This is a genomic window from Haloarcula litorea, assembly GCF_029338195.1.
GTDB classification, from domain to species: Archaea; Halobacteriota; Halobacteria; order Halobacteriales; family Haloarculaceae; genus Haloarcula; species Haloarcula litorea.
In genome coordinates, this window is sequence record NZ_CP119779.1 from 968,321 (window position 1) to 988,712 (window position 20,392).

General features: G+C 70.4%; 21 protein-coding genes. 9 read left to right on the forward strand and 12 right to left on the reverse strand.

The window, feature by feature from the left end; translation table 11 throughout:
- The first annotated feature begins 3 nt into the window (after positions 1-3).
- The 3 genes from P0592_RS05140 (at position 4) to P0592_RS05150 (ending at position 2,333) form a co-directional block, all read left to right on the forward strand.
- Positions 4-297, forward strand: a complete 294-nt coding sequence (locus P0592_RS05140) for a DUF7967 family protein (protein WP_276273202.1) — start codon at positions 4-6, stop codon at positions 295-297.
- A 75-nt stretch (positions 298-372) separates the two neighbouring features.
- Positions 373-1,302: an ABC transporter ATP-binding protein gene (locus P0592_RS05145; RefSeq protein WP_276273203.1), complete on the forward strand. Its 930-nt coding sequence runs from the start codon at positions 373-375 to the stop codon at positions 1,300-1,302.
- Positions 1,299-2,333 (forward strand): ABC transporter permease, encoded by a 1,035-nt coding sequence (locus P0592_RS05150; protein WP_276273204.1) that lies wholly within the window; start codon positions 1,299-1,301, stop codon positions 2,331-2,333. Before P0592_RS05145 ends, P0592_RS05150 begins: the two co-directional genes overlap by 4 nt.
- Before the next feature lie 9 nt (positions 2,334-2,342).
- Here P0592_RS05150 and ligA read toward each other — a convergent pair whose 3' ends face one another.
- The 4 genes from ligA to P0592_RS05170 all read right to left on the reverse strand — a co-directional run bounded on the left by ligA (position 2,343) and on the right by P0592_RS05170 (position 6,612).
- Positions 2,343-4,445 (reverse strand): NAD-dependent DNA ligase LigA, encoded by a 2,103-nt coding sequence (gene ligA / locus P0592_RS05155; RefSeq protein ID WP_276273205.1) that lies wholly within the window; start codon positions 4,443-4,445, stop codon positions 2,343-2,345.
- A 61-nt stretch (positions 4,446-4,506) separates the two neighbouring features.
- A complete protein-coding gene (locus P0592_RS05160; protein WP_276273206.1) occupies positions 4,507-4,806 on the reverse strand; it encodes a HalOD1 output domain-containing protein in 300 nt (99 codons plus the stop codon).
- A 107-nt stretch (positions 4,807-4,913) separates the two neighbouring features.
- Positions 4,914-6,017: a pyridoxal-phosphate-dependent aminotransferase family protein gene (locus tag P0592_RS05165; RefSeq protein ID WP_276273207.1), complete on the reverse strand. Its 1,104-nt coding sequence runs from the start codon at positions 6,015-6,017 to the stop codon at positions 4,914-4,916.
- A 64-nt stretch (positions 6,018-6,081) separates the two neighbouring features.
- Complete coding sequence (locus P0592_RS05170) at positions 6,082-6,612, reverse strand: zinc ribbon domain-containing protein (RefSeq protein ID WP_276273208.1); 531 nt, start codon at positions 6,610-6,612, stop codon at positions 6,082-6,084.
- A gap of 76 nt (positions 6,613-6,688) precedes the next feature.
- Between P0592_RS05170 and P0592_RS05175 the strand changes: the two genes are divergently transcribed.
- From P0592_RS05175 to P0592_RS05185, 3 genes are all read left to right on the forward strand, one after another.
- Entirely contained in the window at positions 6,689-7,315 is a 627-nt protein-coding gene (locus tag P0592_RS05175) for a hypothetical protein (RefSeq protein WP_276273209.1), read from the forward strand.
- 33 nt (positions 7,316-7,348) lie between these two features.
- Positions 7,349-9,088, forward strand: a complete 1,740-nt coding sequence (locus P0592_RS05180) for an excinuclease ABC subunit C (protein ID WP_276273210.1) — start codon at positions 7,349-7,351, stop codon at positions 9,086-9,088.
- Positions 9,089-9,713: 625 nt separating this feature from the next.
- Positions 9,714-10,646, forward strand: a complete 933-nt coding sequence (locus P0592_RS05185; RefSeq protein WP_276273211.1) for a M48 family metallopeptidase — start codon at positions 9,714-9,716, stop codon at positions 10,644-10,646.
- On the opposite strand, the gene P0592_RS05190 is transcribed toward P0592_RS05185, so the two are convergent.
- Positions 10,638-11,546, reverse strand: coding sequence for a hypothetical protein (locus tag P0592_RS05190; RefSeq protein WP_276273212.1), 909 nt, complete (start codon positions 11,544-11,546; stop codon positions 10,638-10,640). The genes P0592_RS05185 and P0592_RS05190 overlap by 9 nt on opposite strands.
- A 172-nt stretch (positions 11,547-11,718) precedes the next feature.
- Between P0592_RS05190 and P0592_RS05195 the strand changes: the two genes are divergently transcribed.
- A complete protein-coding gene (locus P0592_RS05195) occupies positions 11,719-12,375 on the forward strand; it encodes a helix-turn-helix domain-containing protein (protein WP_276273213.1) in 657 nt (218 codons plus the stop codon).
- 6 nt (positions 12,376-12,381) lie between these two features.
- Here P0592_RS05195 and P0592_RS05200 read toward each other — a convergent pair whose 3' ends face one another.
- Positions 12,382-12,636: a hypothetical protein gene (locus tag P0592_RS05200; protein WP_276273214.1), complete on the reverse strand. Its 255-nt coding sequence runs from the start codon at positions 12,634-12,636 to the stop codon at positions 12,382-12,384.
- A 218-nt stretch (positions 12,637-12,854) separates the two neighbouring features.
- On the opposite strand from P0592_RS05200, the gene P0592_RS05205 reads away from it, so the two are divergent.
- Together P0592_RS05205 and P0592_RS05210 are read left to right on the forward strand one after the other, a co-directional pair.
- Entirely contained in the window at positions 12,855-13,337 is a 483-nt protein-coding gene (locus P0592_RS05205) for a dihydrofolate reductase (protein ID WP_276273215.1), read from the forward strand.
- Positions 13,338-13,452: 115 nt separating this feature from the next.
- A complete protein-coding gene (locus P0592_RS05210; RefSeq protein ID WP_276273216.1) occupies positions 13,453-14,832 on the forward strand; it encodes an aminomethyltransferase family protein in 1,380 nt (459 codons plus the stop codon).
- Between the two features lie 67 nt (positions 14,833-14,899).
- Here P0592_RS05210 and P0592_RS05215 read toward each other — a convergent pair whose 3' ends face one another.
- The 6 genes from P0592_RS05215 to P0592_RS05240 all read right to left on the reverse strand — a co-directional run bounded on the left by P0592_RS05215 (position 14,900) and on the right by P0592_RS05240 (position 20,334).
- Positions 14,900-15,367: a hypothetical protein gene (locus tag P0592_RS05215; RefSeq protein WP_276273217.1), complete on the reverse strand. Its 468-nt coding sequence runs from the start codon at positions 15,365-15,367 to the stop codon at positions 14,900-14,902.
- A 90-nt stretch (positions 15,368-15,457) separates the two neighbouring features.
- The gene (locus P0592_RS05220; RefSeq protein ID WP_276273218.1) at positions 15,458-15,928 is read right to left on the reverse strand and encodes a hypothetical protein; all 471 of its coding nucleotides are present in this window, start codon (positions 15,926-15,928) and stop codon (positions 15,458-15,460) included.
- Between the two features lie 65 nt (positions 15,929-15,993).
- Entirely contained in the window at positions 15,994-17,241 is a 1,248-nt protein-coding gene (gene glyA / locus P0592_RS05225) for a serine hydroxymethyltransferase (RefSeq protein WP_276273219.1), read from the reverse strand.
- Positions 17,242-17,341: 100 nt separating this feature from the next.
- A complete protein-coding gene (locus P0592_RS05230) occupies positions 17,342-18,202 on the reverse strand; it encodes a methylenetetrahydrofolate reductase (protein WP_276273220.1) in 861 nt (286 codons plus the stop codon).
- A gap of 74 nt (positions 18,203-18,276) precedes the next feature.
- Positions 18,277-19,299, reverse strand: a complete 1,023-nt coding sequence (locus P0592_RS05235; RefSeq protein ID WP_276273221.1) for a DUF8073 domain-containing protein — start codon at positions 19,297-19,299, stop codon at positions 18,277-18,279.
- Positions 19,300-19,386: 87 nt separating this feature from the next.
- Entirely contained in the window at positions 19,387-20,334 is a 948-nt protein-coding gene (locus tag P0592_RS05240) for a succinylglutamate desuccinylase/aspartoacylase family protein (RefSeq protein ID WP_276273222.1), read from the reverse strand.
- Positions 20,335-20,392: the final 58 nt, after the last annotated feature.

Genomic DNA, 20,392 nt, shown 5'->3' on the forward strand with positions numbered 1-20,392 from the left:
GCGATGACCGACCCCGAAGACGATCGGGCGGCCGAGGAGCCGGTGCGGTGCTGGCTCGTCGAGCGGTCCAGCTACGGCGACGAGCGGATGGTGACGCTCGTCTACGCCACCACCGACGGCGAGCGCCACCTGCGGAAACAGCTCTCGACGAACCTCCTGATGAAAAAGCGCGTCACCGCCGCCGTCGACGCCGAGCCGGAGCGGCTGGAGCCGGTCCACGACGACGAGGAGCGGGACCGGTACGCGACCGAGGCCCGGCGGATGGCCGACCGGCACGGGCCGGACGAGGAGGTCTGAGGGCCTCTCCCGCCCGGTTCGTTACGCGGCCGGTAACACGAAAGACTATACCGGAAGCCGTCACAAACCGCCCGTATGACCGCCATCGAACTGGACGGCGTCCGCAAGGAGTTCGGGGACGTCGTCGCCCTACAGGGCGTCGACCTCACCGTCGAGGAGGGGGAGGTCTTCGGCTTCCTCGGGCCCAACGGGGCCGGGAAGTCGACGACCATCAACATCCTGCTCGACTTCGTGCGCCCGACGGCGGGGTCCGCCCAGGTCCTCGGGCACGACGCACAGGAAGAGTCGAAAGCCATCCGCGAACGCATCGGCGTCCTCCCCGAAGGCTACGACGTCTACGAGCGCCTGACCGGCCGCGAGCACGTCGAGTTCGCAATCGAGTCCAAGGAGGCCGACGACGACCCGATGGAGCTGCTGGAGCGGGTCGGCGTCGCCGACGCCGCCGACCGCCGCGCCGGCGGCTACTCCAAGGGGATGAAACAGCGGCTGGCGCTGGCGATGGCGCTGGTCGACGACCCGGACCTGCTCGTCCTCGACGAGCCGACCACCGGGCTCGACCCCAACGGTGCGCGGAAGATGCGCGAACTCGTCCGCCAGGAGAGCGAGCGGGGCGCGACGATCTTCTTCTCCTCGCACATCCTCAGCCAGGTCGAGTCCGTCTGTGACACCGTCGGCATCCTCCAGGACGGGGCGTTCATCGCCAAGGACTCCGTGGAGGGGCTGCGCTCGGCCGCACAGAGCGACATCAAGCTGGTCGTCACCGTCGCCGACGCCGACGGGCTGGCAGACGCCGTCGACGCCGTCGCGTCCCTCCCGGCGGTCTCCGGCGTCACGCGGGAGGGGACCCGCGTCGAGGTCAGCTGTCAGGGCGACGCGAAGATGACGGTGCTGAACACCCTCGAGGACCACGGCGTCGCCGTCGAGGACTTCGACACCCAGGAGGCCTCCCTGGAGGACCTGTTCACCGCCTACACCGACGAGCGCGAGCGGGAGGTCGAGGCATGAGCACCGCCGAGGAGAACCTGCTGGCGACCGCCGACCGCCGGCTGCGGGAGACCTTCCAGTCCTACACCGTCGCCAAGAAGGAGTTCAAGGACGCCATCCGCTCGAAGGGGCTGTGGCTGCTGGGGCTCATCTTCACCGTCGCGTTCATCGCGCCGGTGGCGCTGGCGCTGTACTTCGACTTCGGCCAGCAGGCCCAGGTCATCCAGGAGCGGGGGATGCAGTTCCTCCTCTCGAGCGTCTACCTCAACATGGTGACCTTCCTCCTCCCGATCGTCGCCATCTTCGTCGGCTTCGCCGCCATCTCGAAAGAGCGAACGTCGGGGTCGCTGAAGCTCCTGCTGTCGCTGCCCCACTCGCGGCGGGACGTCATCGTCGGGAAGGTGCTGGGCCGCTGTGCGGTGCTGGGCGTCCCGCTGGCGGCGGGCCTGGCGCTGACGGCGATCTTCCTCACCGCGTCGAGCCTGACGTTCAAGCCGGAGCTGTTCGGCCTGTTCTCGCTCTTTACCATCGTCTTCGCGCTGGTGTTCGTCGCCATCACCGTCTCCATCTCCGGGGCCTTCTCGAAGAGCCTCTGGTCGGCGGCCGCGAACTTCATCGTCTACTTCTACTTCACGTTCCTCTGGAACGCCGGGGCAAACGGCGTCGGTCAGGTGCTCTCGAACGAGCTGGGGCTGACCGGCGCGATCCGGTGGCACGCCGTCCTCCTGTTGAAGCTCGTCAACCCCAACCAGGCGTACAAGACCCTCGTGAACTCGATGCTGAACACCGGCGACTACCCCCAGCAGGCCGCGCGGCTGGGGATGTTCGGCCGCGGCGCGGACACACAGACCATCTGTGCCGACGTGCTCAACGGCGTCTGGGGCACCCGGACCGTCGAGGTCTTCGGGCAGAGCCAGGAGATCCAGGCCTGCGTCGAGAGCAACGGCATCCCGTTCTTCTACTCCGACCCCGCCGTCGTCGTCTTCATGCTGGCGTGGATCGCCGTCGCCGCCGCCGTCAGCTACTACACCTTCAGCCTCGCGGACCTGTAGGCGACGGCGTCAGTCCTCGGTCTCGACGCCGTGCTCCCGGAGCTTCGACTCGAACCCCTCCCGGCCGTCCAGCTCCGGGACGCCCTCGGCCTCGGCGTCGTCGCGCTTGGTCTGTCCCGGATTCTCGCCGACGACCAGGTAGTCGGTGTTGCCCGAGACGCTGCTCGTCGCCGAGCCGCCGTTGCGCTCCACCAGTTCCTGTGCCTCGCTTCGGGTGTAGCCGTCCAGCGAGCCGGTGAACACGAAGGTCAGGCCGGCCAGCGCGTCGCCACCGGTCGCCTCGGCGGCCTGCGGGTCGACGTGGTCGAGCAGCCGGTCCAGCACCGCGCGGTTGCCCTCGCCCCCGAAGAAGTCGACGACCGTCTCCGCGACTTTCGGGCCGACGTCGGGGACCGACTCGAAGGCGTCGGTGTCGCCGCGCTCGCCGGCCTCGCGGATGGCGTCGAAGGTGCCGAACTCCTCGGCGAGGTTGCGGGCCGTGACGGTTCCCACCTCGGGGATGCCAAGCGCCACGAGGAAGTCCGCGAGCGGTGGTTCGCGCGCGTCGTCGAGTTCCGCGACGAGGTTCTCGGCGCTGGTCTCGCCCCACCCCTCGAGGTCGGTGAGGTCGTCGACGGTGAGCTCGTAGAGGTCGGCGGCGTCCTCGACCAGGCCGGCCGCCAGCAGCTGCTCGACGTTCTTCTCGCCCAGCCCCTCGATGTCCAGCGCGTCCCGGCTGGCGTAGTGCTGGATGGAGCGCTCGCGCTGGGCGGGACAGGAGAGTTCGCCCGTGCAGAAGGCCATCGGGCCGTCCCGCTCGACCGGGCTGTCACAGACCGGGCAGGTCTCGGGGAACCGGAAGTGACCGTCGCTGCCCTTCTCGACCACCTCGGCCACGTCCGGGATGACGTCGCCGGCGCGCTTGACGCGCACGCGGTCGCCCACGTCGACGTTCAACTCCTCGATGAGCGAGGGGTTGTGCAGCGAGGCCCGCGAGACCGTGACGCCGCCGACCTCGACCGGGTCCAGCAGCGCGACGGGGGTGAGCCGGCCGGTCCGGCCCACCTGGACCACGATGTCCCGCACCGTCGTCTCCTCCTTGCGGGCCGGGAACTTGTAGGCGAAGGCCCACCGCGGGGCGCGGCTGGTCGATCCCAGCAGGTCGCAGGCGTCGGTGTCGTCGACCTTCAGGACGACGCCGTCGATCTCGTAGTCGAGGTCGTCGCGGGCGTCGAGTTGCCGGTCGCGGTAGTCGATGGCGGCCTCGACGTCGTCGACCACCGCGGTCCGCTCGGACACCCGCAGGCCCCACTCGGGGAGCCGCTCGTGCAGCGCGGCGTGACTCTCGAACGCGACGGAGGAATCGAGGACGCCGAAGAAGAAGATCGAGAGGGGGCGCTGGGCGGTGACGCTCGGGTCCAGCTGGCGCAGCGTCCCGGCGGCGGCGTTCCGTGGGTTGGCGAACGGCTCCTCGCCCTGTTCGACCCGCTCGCGGTTGAACTGCGTGAACGCCTCGCGGGGGATGTACACCTCGCCCCGCACCGCGAGGAAGTCGGGGTGGTCACCGCGCAGGCGCTGGGGGACGCTGGCGATGGTGCGGACGTTGGCGGTGACGTCCTCGCCGACCTCGCCGTCGCCCCGGGTGGCGGCCCGCTGGAACTCCCCGTCCTCGTAGACCACCTCGACCGAGAGCCCGTCGAACTTCGGCTCGCAGAAGTACGCCAGGTCCCCGTCGTAGTCGGCGTCGGCCAGCCGACTCCGCACCCGCTCGTCGAACTCCCGGACGGCCTCGGGGTCGCCGCCCTGGTCGATGGAGCCCATCGGCGCGACGTGTTCGACCTCCGCGAGTTCGTCCAGCGGTTCCCCGCCGACCCGCTGGGTCGGGCTGCCCTCGGTGTCGAGGTCGAAGGCGTCTTCGAGGGCCTCCAGCCGCGCGAACAGCGCGTCGTACGTCCGGTCGCCGATCACCGGGTCGTTCTCGACGTAGTAGCGGTGGTCGTGGTAGCGGACGGCCGCGCGCAACTGCTCGGCCTGCTCGCGGGCGGTCTCGGCGTCCAGTTCCGCGACCGGCGCGAACTCCGTCTCGGGGTCCGTGACGTAGGGGTTGTCGGGTGCGTCCTCGAGGGTCGCCATTGGCGTCCTCTGGGGCGGCCCGGCACTAATACTGCCCGCTGTGTCCCGTCGGTGCTCGCCCTCAGTCGGCCGCGACTCGAACCACGACCGTCCCGTCGCCGCGCAGGGTTATCTCGAGGTCGTCGTGGGTGAACGAGAGGTGGCGGTCGTCGGTCCCCCCGCCCTCGAACAGGCCGTCGACCACGTCAGGGTCGATCGACTCGTACAGCGGCGGACTCGCCGCGACGTCGCCGCCGTTCGCGGTGGCGATCATCCCGGCGATCGCCTCGCTCGGGGCCGTCCGATCCCAGTCGAACTGGTTCCGTATCGGGCCGACGACCGCCGGTCCGTCCGTGGTGTCGACAGTGGAGTGTTCGCTCATCCGTGTGCTACCATACGACTGTCGCACTCCCTGACAGATAAGCGTAGTTCGGCAGTTTCAGATGTTGAGAACGGGAAACCGTGAGCGAGCGGGGCGGTCGCGACAGTTCAGAGGTCGGCGACGTCCTCGATGGCGTCGGTGAGTTCCCGGATGCTCTCGACGGTGTGTTCCCCCATGTGGCCGATGCGGAACGACTCCTCGCCGATGTCGCCGTAGCCGCTGGAAAAGACCATATCGTACTCCTCGGAAACCCGCTCGACCGTCTCGGCGACGTCGATCCCCCGCGTGTTCTCGATGCAGGTGACGGTCTGGGACTCGTAGCCCGCCTCGGGGTAGAGGTCGAAGTGCTCGCGGGCCCACTCGCGGGTGTACTCGGCCATCTCGCGGTGACGCCGGTCCCGAGCCCGGTGGCCCTCGTCCAGCATGTGCTTCATCTGCTTGCGGTAGGCCAGCATCAGCGGGATCGCGGGCGTCGAGTGGGTCTGTCCCTTCCGGTCGTAGTAGTCCAGCGCGCGCTGGAACCCGCCGTACCACGAGGCGGAGTCTTTCGCCAGTTCCCGCTCGTAGGCGTCCTCGCTGACCGTACAGACCGCCAGCCCCGGCGGCATCGCGAAGGCCTTCTGCGTGGAGGTGAAGATGCAGTCGATGTTGTGCCCCTCGATGTCGACGAAGTCCCCGCCCAGACAGGAGATGGCGTCGACGACGAAGTAGGTGTCCGGGTACTCCCCCAGCACGTCGCCGATCTCCTCGATGGGGTTGCGGACGCCCGTAGAGGTCTCGTTCATCACCGCGCCGACGGCGTCGTAGTCGCCGGCCTCCAGCTCCGCGCGGACGTCCTCGGGCTTGACGGCCTCGCCCCAGTCGTACTCGATGCGGGTGACGTCCTTGCCCAGGCGCTCGGCGACGTTGGCCTGGCGCTCGCTGAACGCGCCGCTGGTCGGGACGAGGATCTCCTCGTCGACGAGGTTCAGCGTCGTCGCCTCCCAGAACTCGGTGCCGGAGGCCGAGAGGACGACGACGTCCTGCTCGGTGTCGAGGAACTCCTTGGTGTCCTCGACGATGGTGGTGTAGAGGTCGGTCATCCGGTCCATCCGGTGGCCGAACATCGGCTGGGCCATCTCCTCGACGACGTCCTCGCGGACTTCGGTCGGGCCGGGGAGATACAGCGTCTTGTCGGGGTAATCGTCGGTGTATTCGCGTTTCTCTGTCACGAGAGGTCCCTCGGTGGTCGACCCTCGTCGCGGGGGGAGAAGGCAGTTTTGATCCGCCGGCGGGCTACGCGACGCGAGCCGCCAGTCGCCGGCCCACGACCACGACGACCCCGGCGTAGATCGCCGGCTCGACGAGCGCGAGCAGCGAGACGGCACCGAAGAACAGTCCCCCGGCCACGGCGAGGAGGAACGGGAGGACCGCCAGCGCCGTCGCGCCGTCTCGGATCGCCTCGCCCACCGTCGGCTGGTCGGCGGCGTACAGGCCGACGGCGGCGACCCCGCCGAAGAACAGCAGCGAGAGGGCGATCCCCGGGCCGGTCGGGGCGACCAGCGGGACGGTCACGAGCGCGAGCAGCGCCAGCCCGACGCCGGCGAGCCTCGGCCCGTCGGCCCGCGCGTCGAGGATCCCGAGGACGCCGTCGACGTCGCCGCGTTCGATGGCCCGCTCCAGCGCCGCGTCGTCCCGGTCGCGGCCGACCGTGCGGCCGCTCTCGGCGTCGATCGGGGCGTCGAAGTCCCGCCCGCAGTGCATACACCACGTCGCCGTGGCGCTGACTTTCTCCGTGCAGTGCGGACAGCGGGGGTCCTCGACCATACCGGCCGTCAGGGCGCTGTCACGAAAGCCGTTTCGGGGGGTAGATTCAAATCGGGGGAGTCGCATACAGGGGGGTATGGACTGGGTGAACCGGGCCGGGGACCTGCTGTACGACGGCGAGGGCGTCCAGGAGCAGGTCCGGGTCGGCGACGGCGGCGTCGTCGTGACCAGCCACCGCGTGCTGGCGTTCACCCCCGACCGCGAGGGGCCGAACTACCGCGCCGTCGAGCGGCCCAACGTCGAGGGCGTCGGCCTGACCACCGACGGCGAGACCGACCACCTCGAACGGGGCGTGAAGGCGCTGGTCGCGGGGCTGGCGCTCGTCGCCGCCGGCTACACCGTCGACCTCGACGGCCTGGTGTCGGGCGTCTCGCTGTCGGACACCGCCGCGACGGGTGCCGCCGGCCTGGGCCGGATGCTGGGGACGTTACAGACGCTGCTCGGACTGCTGGCCCGGCTCGACGACCTGTTGTTGCTGTTCGGAGCGCTGGCACTGCTGTTCGCCGTCGTCGTACTGGGCGTCTACCTCTGGAGCCGCGAGCGGGTGCTGGTCGTCGAGGTCGCCGGCGACGACGACGTCCACCTTCCGGCCCCCGAGTCCGGGGGCGACGCCGTCCGGGACCGCCTGTGGGCGGCCATCGTCCCCGGCGACGCGCCCGCCGACGCCGGTCGGTCCCCGCCAGCCGACGACCCGCTGGCGTGACGTTCAACTCCGCCCGGCACCAACGGGGACGCGATGGACACCGCCGCGGTCCGCGAGCGAGCCGCCGACCTCCCCCGGGAGCCCGGCGTCTACCAGTTCGAGGACGGCGACGGCCGGGTGCTGTACGTCGGGAAGGCCGTCGACCTGCGTGACCGGGTGCCCGCCTACGCCGACCCGCGCAGCGAGCGCATCGCCCGGATGGTCGAGCGGGCCGACGTGCTCGACTTCGCCGTCACCGACACCGAGACCCAGGCGCTGCTGCTGGAGGCGAACCTCATCAAGCGCCACCGGCCGCCGTACAACGTCCGGTTGAAAGACGACAAGAGCTACCCGCTGGTCCAGTTGACCGACCACGCCGTCCCGCGCATCGAGGTGACCCGCGACCCCGACGAGGGGGCGACGGTCTACGGCCCCTTCACCGACAAGGGCCGCGTCGAGACGGTCGTCAAGGCCCTGCGGGAGACCTACGGACTGCGGGGGTGTTCGGACCACAAGTACCGCACCCGCGACCGGCCCTGCCTGGACTACGAGATGGGCATCTGTACCGCCCCCTGCACCGGCGAGATACCCGAGGCCGACTACGCCGCCGACGTCGAGAGCGTCCGGCGGTTCTTCGAGGGCGAGGTGGGCGTCCTCGCGGACCCCCTGCGCCGCGAGATGGAGGCCGCCGCGGGGGACCAGGAGTTCGAGCGCGCGGCGAACTGCCGCGACAAACTGGCCGCCGTCGAGGCGCTCCACGGCGAGGGCGACGCCGCCGTCAGCGACAGTTCCGGCGGCGCGACGACGACCGACGTGCTGGGTGCTGCCGTCGAGGGCAATAGCGCCGTCGTCGCCCGCCTGCACGCCGAGGGCGGCAAGCTCGTCGAGCGCGAGCGCCACACGCTTGACGCCCCCGACGGCGAGGGGACGGCCGGGGTCTACCGGGCCTTTCTCACGCAGTACTACGCCGAACGCGAGTTCCCCGACGAGATCCTCTGTGCCGAGGACCCCGCGGACGCGGACATCGAGGCGTGGCTCGAACGGGAGGGGGTCGCCCTCCGGGTTCCCGGTGCCGGCCGCGAGGCGACGCTGGTCGACCTGGCGCTGAAGAACGCCCGCCGGCGCGACGCCGGCGACGACGAGGTCGGGGCGTTGGCCGACGCGCTGGGGATCGACCGCCCCGAGCGCATCGAGGGGTTCGACGTGAGCCACGCACAGGGCAGGAGCGCCGTCGGGTCCGACGTCGTCGCCGTCGACGGCACCCCCGAGAAGAGCGACTACCGCCGGAAGAAGCTCACCGACCGCAACGACGACTACGCGAACATGCGCGAGCTCGTCCGCTGGCGGGCCGAACGCGCCGTCGCGGGCCGCGACGACCGCCCCGACCCGGACCTGCTGCTGATCGACGGCGGCGACGGCCAGCTGGGCGCGGCCCGCGACGCGCTGGCCGAGACCGGCTGGGACGTGCCCTGCGTCGCGCTGGCGAAAGACGAGGAGCTGGTGATCACGCCCTCGGGCGTCCACGACTGGCCCGAGGACGCCCCGCAGCTCCACCTGCTCCAGCGGGTCCGCGACGAGGCCCACCGCTTCGCCGTCCAGTACCACCAGACGCTCCGGGACGATGTCTCGACCGCGCTGGACGACCTGCCCGGCGTCGGGCCCCAGACCCGGAAGCGGCTGCTGCGGCGCTTCGGGAGCGTCGAGAACGTCCGGGCGGCCTCCCGGGCGGAACTGGAGCGCGTCGACGGCGTCGGCGAGCGGACGGCCGAGACCATCGAGACGCGGCTGGGCTGATTCCGTATCGCGGCGAGTGGTTTATCGGCACCGACGGGCGGAACTGCGGTCGGCAGGCGCGAGACGTCCGGCTCGTCGGTCTGCGGTCCGGTACCCGCCGGTCACGCCGGGCTCGTCGGAGACCGGCCCGACCGCGGCCGCGCGCCGGCGTGGCGGTGCCACGAACTGCTCGCGGCGGACGACCCGACAGTCGAGGCCCGCCGCGTCGAGGGCGCATCGGCGCGACCACTCCGCCGTCGACCCGCCCGGTCGGCAGTGTCGTGGCGACCGTCGACCGAGCGGGCCCCGACTCACGCACCGCCCGAGCCGTCGGCGGCGGTCACAGTGGTGTCGGCGATCCGTCGAGCGCGATGCGACGAGGGCTCGCTCGTCGTCGGGCTCCAGGTCGAGCGACGCGACCGCTGCCGAGGTTGACGACCGCGCGCGGCGGGGCCGTCGTGTCGCGTCCGGGCAGTCCGACACCACGGGCGGTCTCGACCGTGTTCACCGCGAGTCGCCCACAGGTAGCTCGTCCCGTGACGGGGCGGCATAAACCGATATCCGCGATACGGAATCGGCTCTCGGGCCGCGAGGGACCGACCGGCGACACCGAAGGGTTTCCGCCCCGTCGGCCCAATCTCCGGGTATGGGACTCGGACGGCGGCTGACGCTGGCGACGCTGGGTGTCGTCTCGCTGGCCGTCTACCTCGCGGCCGCGGTGGTCGGCTACCAGTTGTTGCAGTCGCTCTGGGCCGCCCGCCCGTCGCCGGTGGTCCTCGGGGCGGCGCTCGTCGGGTCGGCCCTCGTCGTCGGGCTGGTGAGCTACTGGTCCGGGACGGGCCGGCTCAAGCGCTCGCTGGACGCCGTCGAACTGCCCCGCTCGCGTGCGCCCGAGGCCTACCGGCGGTTCGACCGGCTGACCGAGCGGATGCGCGCCGGGCGGCCGACGCTGCTCGTCGCGCGGCTCCCGGTCCCGAACGCCTTCGCCGTCGGCGGCCACGGCGCGGCCGTCGTCGTCGACCACCGGCTGCTGGGGCTGCTGTCCGGCGACGAGTTCGAGGCGCTGCTGGCCCACGAACTCGCCCACTTCGAGGGGCGGGACGCGCTCGTCCAGACGCTGGCCTACAGCCTCACCCGCACCGTCGTCGACGTGGTCGCGCTGCTGGTCTTTCCCGTGGTCGTCCTGGCCGGCGGCCTGGCGCGAGCGGTCGCGCTCCTGCGCGGCGACCCGGCCGCCTGGTCCCGGTCGTGGCTGGCGCACACTCAGCGGGCGGCGCTGGGACTGGTCGCGCTGCTGGGCGTCAGCGTCACCCTGCTCGTGCTGGCGTACTCCCGCCGCCGGGAGTGGGCGGCCGACGACCGCGCCGTCGAGGTGACCGGACGGCCGCTGGCGCTGGCCCGTGCGCTCCGGAAGATCGAGCGGGCGTCGACGCCGGATCGGGGGCCGCTGACGCCGCTGTACGTCCACGGCGACGACGACGGGCCGCTGTCGCGGCTGCTCTCGACCCACCCGCCGATGGACGAGCGCGTCGAGCGGCTGCTGGCGCGGGCGGACCGCCGGCCCGAACGGCTACAGTAGGTCCGCGAGCGTCGCCCGGAGCTCCTCGCTGCCGGGGCTCTCGGGCACGCGGGCGAGCAGGTCCCGGCGGAGGCCCGCGAGGGCGTCGTCGAGGCCGACCGCCGGCAGCCGGTGGCCGTGGGCCAGCGCCACCCGTGGCGAGACATCGAACAGCAGGTCCCGCCGGCCGACGGCGGCGTGGGTGGTGGCCAGGGCCTCGACGGCGCTGTCGACGTACTGCTCCCTGTCGCTCTCCGATCCAGTTCCGTCGAGGGCAGCCGACAGCACCGCCGCGAGTTCGTCGGTCCGGTCGCCCAGCGCCGGCGGGGCCGGGAGCGTCGTCGTCCCCGCCGGCTGCTCCGGGGTCATACTGTCCCGGGGGGCATACGAGAGCGCGGCCCCCGAGACCGGCGTCGTCGCGTCCGGCAGCGGCGAGTCCAGGCGCTTCGACGGGTCGGTGTCGGTGAACACGACGACGACGTTCGTCGGGTCGCCCGCGACCGCGTCCGCGTCGGGTCCCGCCGGCCGCTCGTACCCCCGTCGGAGCGCCTCCCGCAGCGCCGCCGGGATCGGGCCGGCGTCGCCGCGGAGTTCGAGGTGGACGACGACCGGGCCGTCGGCGCTGCGGTCGACGGCGGCCCACAGCGTCTCGACGGCGTCGGCCGCCAGCGCCGACAGCCCGTAGCAGGGGCAGTCCCGGCGGGCGGCCAGCAGTCGCGCGAGCGCCAGTCCGCGCCAGCCGGTCAGGTCCGCGACGTAGAGCCAGGGGACCGGGTGAACCGGGCCGACCGTCGGGTCGCCGTCGTCGAGCGCCGCCGGGACGCGGTCGAGGTACGACGCGACCGTCGACAGTTCCGGAGCGAAGTACTCGCCGACGGCGTCGGGCAGGTCGGTCGGCAGCCGGGTGCGGGCGCTGGACATACGCCAGCGTTCACACGAGGGACGGATAACGTGGGCGGTCCGCGCGGAACCACCGACCGTCGGCCCGCGGATACGGCCGTCGTCCGGCGATGGGTAAACACTATTGTACAGTGGGGGCCTACCGTAGGTACGACACCACAGGGCGGCGGTCGACCCGCCGTCACTCCCCGCTATGTCCGTCACAGCGAAGATACACATCGAACACGAACGCCTCGCCCTCGTTCCGACCCTGCGGACGCTGAGCGACGTCGAGATCAGGGTGATCACGCAGGGGACGACCGCGCCGGGTGCGACCAACTTCCCCTTTCTCATCGAGTACCACGACCGCACCGAACTGGAGTCGCGGCTCGACGACGACCCGACGGTCGAGGGGTACGAGCTGGTCGACTGGACCGACGGAACGGGGATCTACTACATCGCACACACGCCGGAGACGCTCCTCATCAGCACCGTCGTCACCGACGTCAACGGCTTCCTCGTCCACACGGAGACGAAGGGCAACGGCTGGCTCGCGCGGCTCCTCCTCCCGAACCGGAAGGCGCTCAACGCCATCTGGGAGTTCGCGACGGAAAACGACATGTCCCTCGAGATCATCGAGATCTACGGGAGCGACGACGCCGGGACCGAGACGTCCTACGGACTGACCGACGAGCAGACCGCCGCGCTGAAGACCGCCTACGAGGAGGGGTACTTCGGCGAACCGCGCGAGATCTCGCTGGACGAGGTGGCCGCGGAGATGGACCTCTCCTCGACGGCGATGAGCGGCCGCCTCCGCCGCGGGATGCGCAACCTCGTCGCGGCGACCATCGCGGACGTCGACGACGAGTGAGACCGGTCACTCCTGCCGGTAGACCGGCCGGAGCGCGGTCGCGTCCTTGTCGTAGCCCAACCAGACGCTCAGCCCCGCAGCGAGGACGACGAGGTAGACGGGAAACAGACAGACCAGGGCGTAGCCGGCGAACAGCAGGTCGATGACGCCGGCCCAGTACAGCCCCCCGATCGTGCCGAGACCGAGGATCGCACCCGCCTTCAGTCCGAGGCTGAAGGCGTGGGCGGCGGCGGGCCCGGGAGAGACGACTTGGCGACCCATAGTTACGGTAAGTAACGAATGGCGATAAGTGGATCGAATCGGGTTCCAGCGCCCGTGTCGGCCAATTTTGATCGTTACATACGCGAGCGATTATTTGTCCCTTCGTGATACGTGTCGGACGAGCGGGCGGGGAAGCGGTCTCGGCGACCGGCCGGCACCCGCTCGGAGACGGTGGCGGCTGGAAAGACTAAGCCCCTCGGGCCGTAGGGACGAACTGGATGCGACTCTCACTCGTCGCCGCGGTCGCCGCCAACGGCGTCATCGGTGCCGGCGGAGAGATGCCGTGGCACCACCCCGAGGACCTCGCGCACTTCCGGGAGACGACCGTCGGCCACCCCGTGGTGATGGGGCGACGCACCTTCGAGGCCATCGCCGCCGACGTCGGTGGGCCACTGCCCGACCGGCACAACGTCGTGCTGACCGGTCGGCCCGACCGGCTCCCCGACGACGTGACCGCCGTCACGTCCCTGTCGGCCGCACGGGCGGCGGTCCGGGACCACGAGGCCGACACCGCGTACGTCGTCGGCGGCGGGTCGGTCTACCGGCAGTTCCTCCCCGAGGCAGACGAACTCGTGTTGACAGAACTGGACGCCTCTCACGACGGCGACACGACGTTCCCGGACGTCGACTGGGACCGGTGGCGCGTGGCCGAACGCGAGCGCTACGACGCCTTCGAGGTCGTCAGGTACGTCCGGACGTGAACGGTCCCCCAGTCGCGGTGCCACCGGGTGTCGGGGACGCCTGCCGTACCCGATAAAAATGGTGGGGACTATCCGGGCTATCTTTTATTAACGAATGTGGATATGGTTCACAGGCATGACCGGGAACGAGGACCACCCAAACCACCCGAGTATCGATCAGTCCGACCGGACAGTCCCACGGAACCTGCGTCAGACCGGCGACCCCGACATCGAGATGCTCGTCTCGACTCGCGTTCGCAAGTCACCCTTCTTCCACAAGTCGTTCAACGAGGAGGGTGCCTGGCGGGCCACCGTCTACAACCGCCTCTACCACCCGCGCGGCCTCATCGAGCCCGAAGACGGCGGCGTGATGAAGGAGTACGACGCGCTGACCAACGACGTGACGCTCTGGGACGTGGCCGTCGAGCGCCAGATCCGCGTGAAGGGACCCGACGCGGAGGCGCTGACGAACTACGTCGTCACCCGCGACGTGACGGGGATGGACGCGATGGACGGGAAGTACGTCATCCTCTGTAACGAGGACGGCGGCGTCCTCAACGACCCCGTCCTCCTGCGCCCCGAGGAAGACGAGTTCTGGTTCTCCATCTCCGACTCGACGCTGATGCAGTGGCTGCAGGGCGTCAACGTCGACAACGACTTCGACGTCGAGATCGACGAGATCGACGTCGCCCCGATGCAGATCCAGGGGCCGAAGGCGCTGGACGTGATGGTCGACGTCGTCGGCGACGAGGTCAAGGAGATCCCCTACTACGGCCTGATGGAGGCGGAGATCGACGGCGTCGACGTCCTCATCAGTCAGACCGGCTTCTCCGGCGAGGAGGGCTTCGAGATCTACGTCAAGGAGGCCTCGAAGTACGCCGAGCGCGTCTGGGACCCCGTGATGGCGAGCGTCAAGGACCACGGCGGCCGGCAGATCGCGCCGGGGCACCACCGCCGCATCGCCGCCGGCATCATGTCCTGGGGGCAGGACCTCGACCACGAGACCTCCCCGTTCCAGGTCAACCTCGGCTACCAGGTGCCCGACGACAAGGAGGCCGACTACATCGGCAAGGAGGAGCTCGAACGCCAGCAGGAGCTCATCGAGAACGGCGAGTACCCGTTCGAGCACAAGCTCATCGGCCTGAAGATGGCCGGCGAGCCGATCCGGGACTACGCACCCGACTTCTGGATCATCTCCGACCCCGAGACGGGCGAAGAGTGTGGCTACCTCACGTCGCCGTGGTGGAACCCGGACCTGGAGACCAACATCGGGATGGGCTTCGTCCCGGCCGACAAGCTCCAGGAGGTCACGGACACGCCGCTCAACGACGAGATCTACGACGAGGAGCTGGACCTGGAGTTCGAGGTCCACCTCCCCGACGAGTACGCCGAAGAGCCCGGTGAGCCGGTGTTCGCGACGGTCGCGAAGGTGCCGTTCAAGGAGTCGGTCAACCCCAGCGCCCGCGAGCAGGCGAAGCTCAACGCCCGCAAGGAAGCCGAGAGCAGCGACGACTGATCGTCCGTCGCGGCTCGCTCATACCACCTTCTGCCGTTCTTCGACGAGCGCGACCGGCCAGCGCCGCTCAGCCACGCCGACCGGCACGGATGGCGGCCGCGAGCGCGCCGAGGTTGCCCGCGGCGAGGACGGTCCCCGCGACCGCGGCACTGGCCCGCCACCCGAGGTCGAGCGCGCGGAAGCCGACCAGCGTGGCGACCGCGACCGCGACGAACCCCCCGACGAGGACGAAGCCCCCGAGCACGTCCGCCTTCGTCTCGGTCGAGAGCCGGTGTGCGGTCAGTTCCCGTGTCGGACCCGCGTCGTCCGCGGCGGCGGCCGACCGGACACGCTCCCGGACGGCGTCCCAGAGGTACATCGAGAGGCCGTTGACCGAGACCCCGTACGCGATCACGAGCGCGACCGTCCCCACGCCCCGTCGCCCGACCGACCAGAGGCCGCCGGCGAGACAGAGAAACAGCGTGCTGACGACGGCGTGGCCCGACGCGCCCTCAAGGTACGTGACGGCCTCGACCCTGGTCACCTCGTCGCGCATCTCGCGTCGACGTTCGCGGACGCGGCCGATAATAGTTGGTCGTCCGGCGGGACGACACACCGCCGCCGGCGACGGGCGACGAGCCCCCGCTCAGGAGTCGAAGATCTTCCGCTGGAGCGTCCTGGCGACGTCCTGTTCGGTCTCCGACTCCCACTCCGTCTCGACCGACAGCTCGAGGTCCGAGCAGACCGACTCGACGTCCTCGAGCACGGTGGCGAACCGGCCGGCCTGCCCGACCGCCTCCTCGCCCTCGAGCAGTCGCCGCGGCGAGATCTCCTCCAGTTTGAACGGCCCCTCCCCGCCGCCGCCGACCTGCACGACGACGGTCGCGGTCTCCTCGTCGACGGGCTCGACGAGCAGCGAGACGACGACCCACGAGTTCTCGTGGGCGGAGCCGCGCTCGTAGGCGACGTGGGTGAACCCGTCGCCCCGGTAGCGGTGGATGTTGCGCACGCCACGCTTGTTGAACGAGCGTCTCGTCTCCTCGGCTTTCGCCTCGACGAACGCCGAGGCGAACCGGTCGGCGTCCGGACCGCGGAGGGTCAGGTTGGCGGCCTCCATACGTCTCACCACGGTCAACGCGATGAAAAAAGTGGAGCAACGGGACGGCGCGGATCGTCGGTCGCTCAGTCGTAGAGGGTGTACTCGTCGGTCAGCTCGTCGACGCGGTCGCTGACCTCGGCGACGACACTCTCCTCGCCCGGCGCGTCGACGACCTCGTAGATCAGGTCCGCCACCTCCCGGCAGGCCTCCTCGTCGAAGCCCCGCGTCGTCAGCCCGGGCGTCCCCGCTCGGATCCCCGACGGGTTGAACGCCGACCGCGTCTCCCCCGGTACCGTGTTCGCGTTCAGCACGATCCCCGCCTCCTCTAATGCCTCCTCGACTTCCTTGCCGGTGGTGTCGGGATGGGAGGGCCGCAGGTCGATCAGCACCAGGTGGTTGTCCGTCCCGCCCGAGACCAGGTCCAGGCCGTGCTCTTGCAGGCGCTCGCCCAGCGCCTTCGCGTTTGCCACCGTCTGCTCGGCGTACTCGTCGAAGGCTGGGGTCAGCGCCTCGCCGAATCCCACCGCCTTGCCCGCCACGTTGTGCATCAGCGGTCCGCCCTGGGCCCCGGGGAAGACGGCAGCGTCGACATCGTCGGCGTACTCCTCGTCGCACATGATGATCCCGCCCCGACCCGCCCGGATCGTCTTGTGCGTCGAGCCGGTCACGAAGTCCGCCACCCCGACCGGCGACTCGTGGACGCCCGCGGCGACCAGGCCCGTGATGTGGGCGATGTCCGCGAGGTGGTAGGCGTCGGCGGCGTCGGCCGCCTCTTGAATCCGCTCGAAGTCCACCTCCCGCGGATAGGCGGAGTACCCGGAGACGATGATGTCGGGTTCGAACTCCTCGGCGTGGTCGTGCAGCCCCTCGTAATCGATGTAGCCGGTCTCGGGGTCGACCTCGTACTGCTCGACGTCGTAGACCTGGCCGGCGAAGTTCGCGGGGTGGCCGTGTGAGAGGTGGCCGCCGTGGGTCAGGTCCAGCGAGAGGATCTTGTCGCCCGGCTCCAGCATCGCCAGGTAGACGCCCATGTTCGCCTGCGAGCCCGAGTGCGGCTGGACGTTGACGTGTTCGGCACCCCACAACTCCTTGGCGCGTTCGATGGCGAGGTTTTCGACCGCGTCGGCGTACTCACAGCCGCCGTAGTAGCGCTCGCCGGGATACCCCTCGGCGTACTTGTTGGTCAGTTCGGAGCGCTGGGCCTCCATCACCGCTTCGGAGACGTGGTTCTCGCTGGCGATCATCGCCAGGGTGTCGTTCTGGCGGGCCCGCTCGCCCTCGAGGGCGTCGGCGACGGCCGGATCGACCTCGCGAACCGTGTCGTAGGTCATACCGGCTAGACGGGAGCGGAGACGGAATAATTTGGGCGTCGACAGAACAGTTCGGGACGGTGACGTGTTGTGGCTGCCGGGGTCCGCTGCGGTCGCCCGCTCAGGAGGGGAGTCGGCCGCGCCGCCAGTCCTCGGTGTCGGGCGTCTGGTTGAACGTGTAGATGTGGATGCCACGGATGCCGTAGGCCTCGTCGCCGACGTGGGGCCCGAACCCGTCGACGAGGTCGTCGGGCTCGTAGGTCCCCCGCGAGCCGACGAGTTGCTTGACGAACCCGAGGATGCCGGTCGTCTTCTTCAGGAACTTCACGGAGTCGCCGACGCCGACCTTCTGCGAGATCTTCATCAGCCGCTGGTACTTCATCACGCCGGGGATGCCGATCTCGACCGGGAGGTCGATCCCGCGGTCCCGGACCTCCTCGATCCACTCGAGCACCGTCTCCGGGTCGTAGCAGAGCTGCGTGACGATGTAGGTGGCGTACGGTTCCTTCTTCTCCATCGCCTCGGCCAGCGTCTCGTCGCTGAGGAACTCGTGGCCCTCCGGGTAGCCGGTGATGCCGACCTCCTCGAACTCGTAGTCCATCTGCTCAAGCGTCGACAGCAGGTCGTAGGCGGACTCGAACTCGCCGGCGGGCTCCTCGCGGTCGCCGCCGGGGACGAAGATGTCGGTGACGCCGGCCTCGGTGAGCCGCTCGGCGATCTCCGCGAGGTGCTCGCGGTCTTCGACGTAGCGCGCGGCGACGTGGGGAACGACCTCGAACCCCTCCTCGACGGCGAGCTCGGTCTTCTCGACGGTCCGGTCGATCCCCAGCTGCGGGGAGGTCGTGATCGCGATGGTCGCGCCCGCGGGCAGGTGTTCGATCTCCTCGTCGAAGCTGTCGAACGGCATCAGTTCGAACCGCGCGTTCCTGAGCAGCGTCTCGACGCCCTCCTGGGACCCGGAGACCCGTGATTGCAGAGACATTTCTTGGGAGAAGGTGGCGGTGGAGCCACTTTTGTTTGTGGGTGGGGCTTGTCACCCGTTTATGTGTGTCCGTGTCAGGCGTTCCCGGCGGCGCACTGCCGGATGCGCTGGACGACGTCGGTCTTCGAGGCGTCCCGTTGCGGGCCGTCGATGCGGTGCAACACGAGGTCGAGGACGTTGAGCTGTCTGAGGAGGTCGCGGGTCTGCCCGTGGTCGAGGTCCAGCGACCGCTGGACCTCGTAGACGGCCGTCGCGTCGACGACGGCGTCGACGATGTCCTCGACGGTGACGCCCTCGGGCAGGCCGATGCCGTCCGTGACGAGCGGCTCGTCCGCGGCGGGCTCGGGCGCGGCCGGCGACGGCTCCGTGTCGGCCGCCGGGCCGGAGTCGTCGGTCACGGCCTCGGCGTCGTCGCCGGGGTCGGACTCGGCGGCGGTGTCGTAGGACGCGGGGTCGTGGACGTCGGCCTCGATCATGTAGCGTCGGACCGTCTCCGCCGCGACGTCCATCTCGATGTGCTCGCTCATCTCGGTGAACGTGTCACAGGACTCGTAGAGCGTCCGGAGGTAGTCGATGTCGTCGTAGGCCGGTACGTCCTCGGACCGGGCCGCGGCGAGACGCGCCGCCAGCGAGTCCTCGTCTCCGTCCCCGTCCGCCTCCGCCGCCTCCCCGGTCTCGTCGTCCGTCGCGTCGCGTCGTGGCTCCGCCTCGGCGTCCGCGTCGTCGGTCGTCTCGGACCCCGTCGGCTCGACACTGAAGCCGACTGTCAGGACGAGTTCGCCGTCGTCGACGCGGACCGCGCGCTCGTCGACGTCGACGACCGCCGCGTCGGTCGGCGGGTCGGGCAGCAGCTCCGACGTCGAGAACGTGACCGTCAGCCCGCCGCGCTCGGAGATGGAGGCCTGCTCGGGCGTGAGCGAGGAGTCGAGCGTCCCGCTCGACGCCGCACACAGCGAGACCGGGACCGTCATCGTGACGTCGAGCGCCCCGGCCCGGTCCGGGTCGGTGGTGACCTCCAGCTCGCGGACCGACCGCCCCCGGGTTTCGAACTGTTCGACGACGTGCGAGAGGACATCGAACGAGTTTCGGAGTCTCATGTTATTGTTTGTCTATGACATATTGAGTACCATAGCGGTGTGTGAGGAATACACAACCCATTCAAGAGGTCGGAGCCCCGGTGCCGGTCAGACCGGGCGGGCGACGCTGGCGAGGCGTTCCCCCGCGACCACGACGGACTCGCGGGTCAGCGAGTAGGCGACGCCGCCGTCGGTCGCGGTGACGGTCTGACGGCGCTCGAACGACGACGGGCAGTAGACCGCGCCCAGCTCCTCGCCCGCCGCGACGCGGTCGCCGACAGCGACGTCGGGACGCGGTTCGAACAGCCCCGACGCCGTCGCCACGGTCGCGTCCGGGTCGTCCCGGAGACGCGTCCGGTCCGGCGCGGGCGTCGGCCGGCCGTCGAGGACGCCGACCTCGCGGAGGACGTTCCGGACGCCCTCGACGCCGGTCTCGACCGCCGAGTGGGCGACCCGCCGGCTGTTGGCCAGCTCCGCGGTGATCGCCGGGATGCCCGCGCGGGCCGCCGCGGCCCGGAACGTCCCGCTGTCGTCGTCCCCGTCCGGCGCGTCGGTCAGGAGGTACTCGGTGCCGAAGGCCTCGCCGAGCCGCCGGGCGGTCGAGTCGTCGGTGCGGAACCGGACGTGTTCGAGCATATCCGCCGTGCCGGTGTGGAGGTCGACGGCGGCGTCGGCCCCAGTCACGAGGTCCCAGAGAGCGGCTGCCAGTCGCTCCTGGAGGCTGCCCTCGTCGTCGCCGGGCCACACGCGGTTGAAGTTCGGGTTCATCACGTCGTACTCCGCCGGGGTCATGTACGAGCGGTGGTCGAACGCCAGCGAGTTCACCACGGGTACGACGACGACGGTGCCCGCGAGCTCGGCGTCGACCAGCCGGTCGTGGAGCCGCCGGAGCGCCGCCGGCCCGTTCAGCTCGATCCCGTGCTGGGCGGCCTGGACGTACACCGTCGGGCCGGTTCCGCCGTCGTACCGGTGGACCGTGACGGTGACGCTGGCACCCGAGGGGAGGCGGCCGAGCGTGCGGTCGGTCGCCGTGTGCGTGGCCGGTTCGTACTCCATACTCGGTCCCCGCTCCCCGCCGGCAAAAAGCCGGTGCGTGGTTCCCCGATCCCCCGCG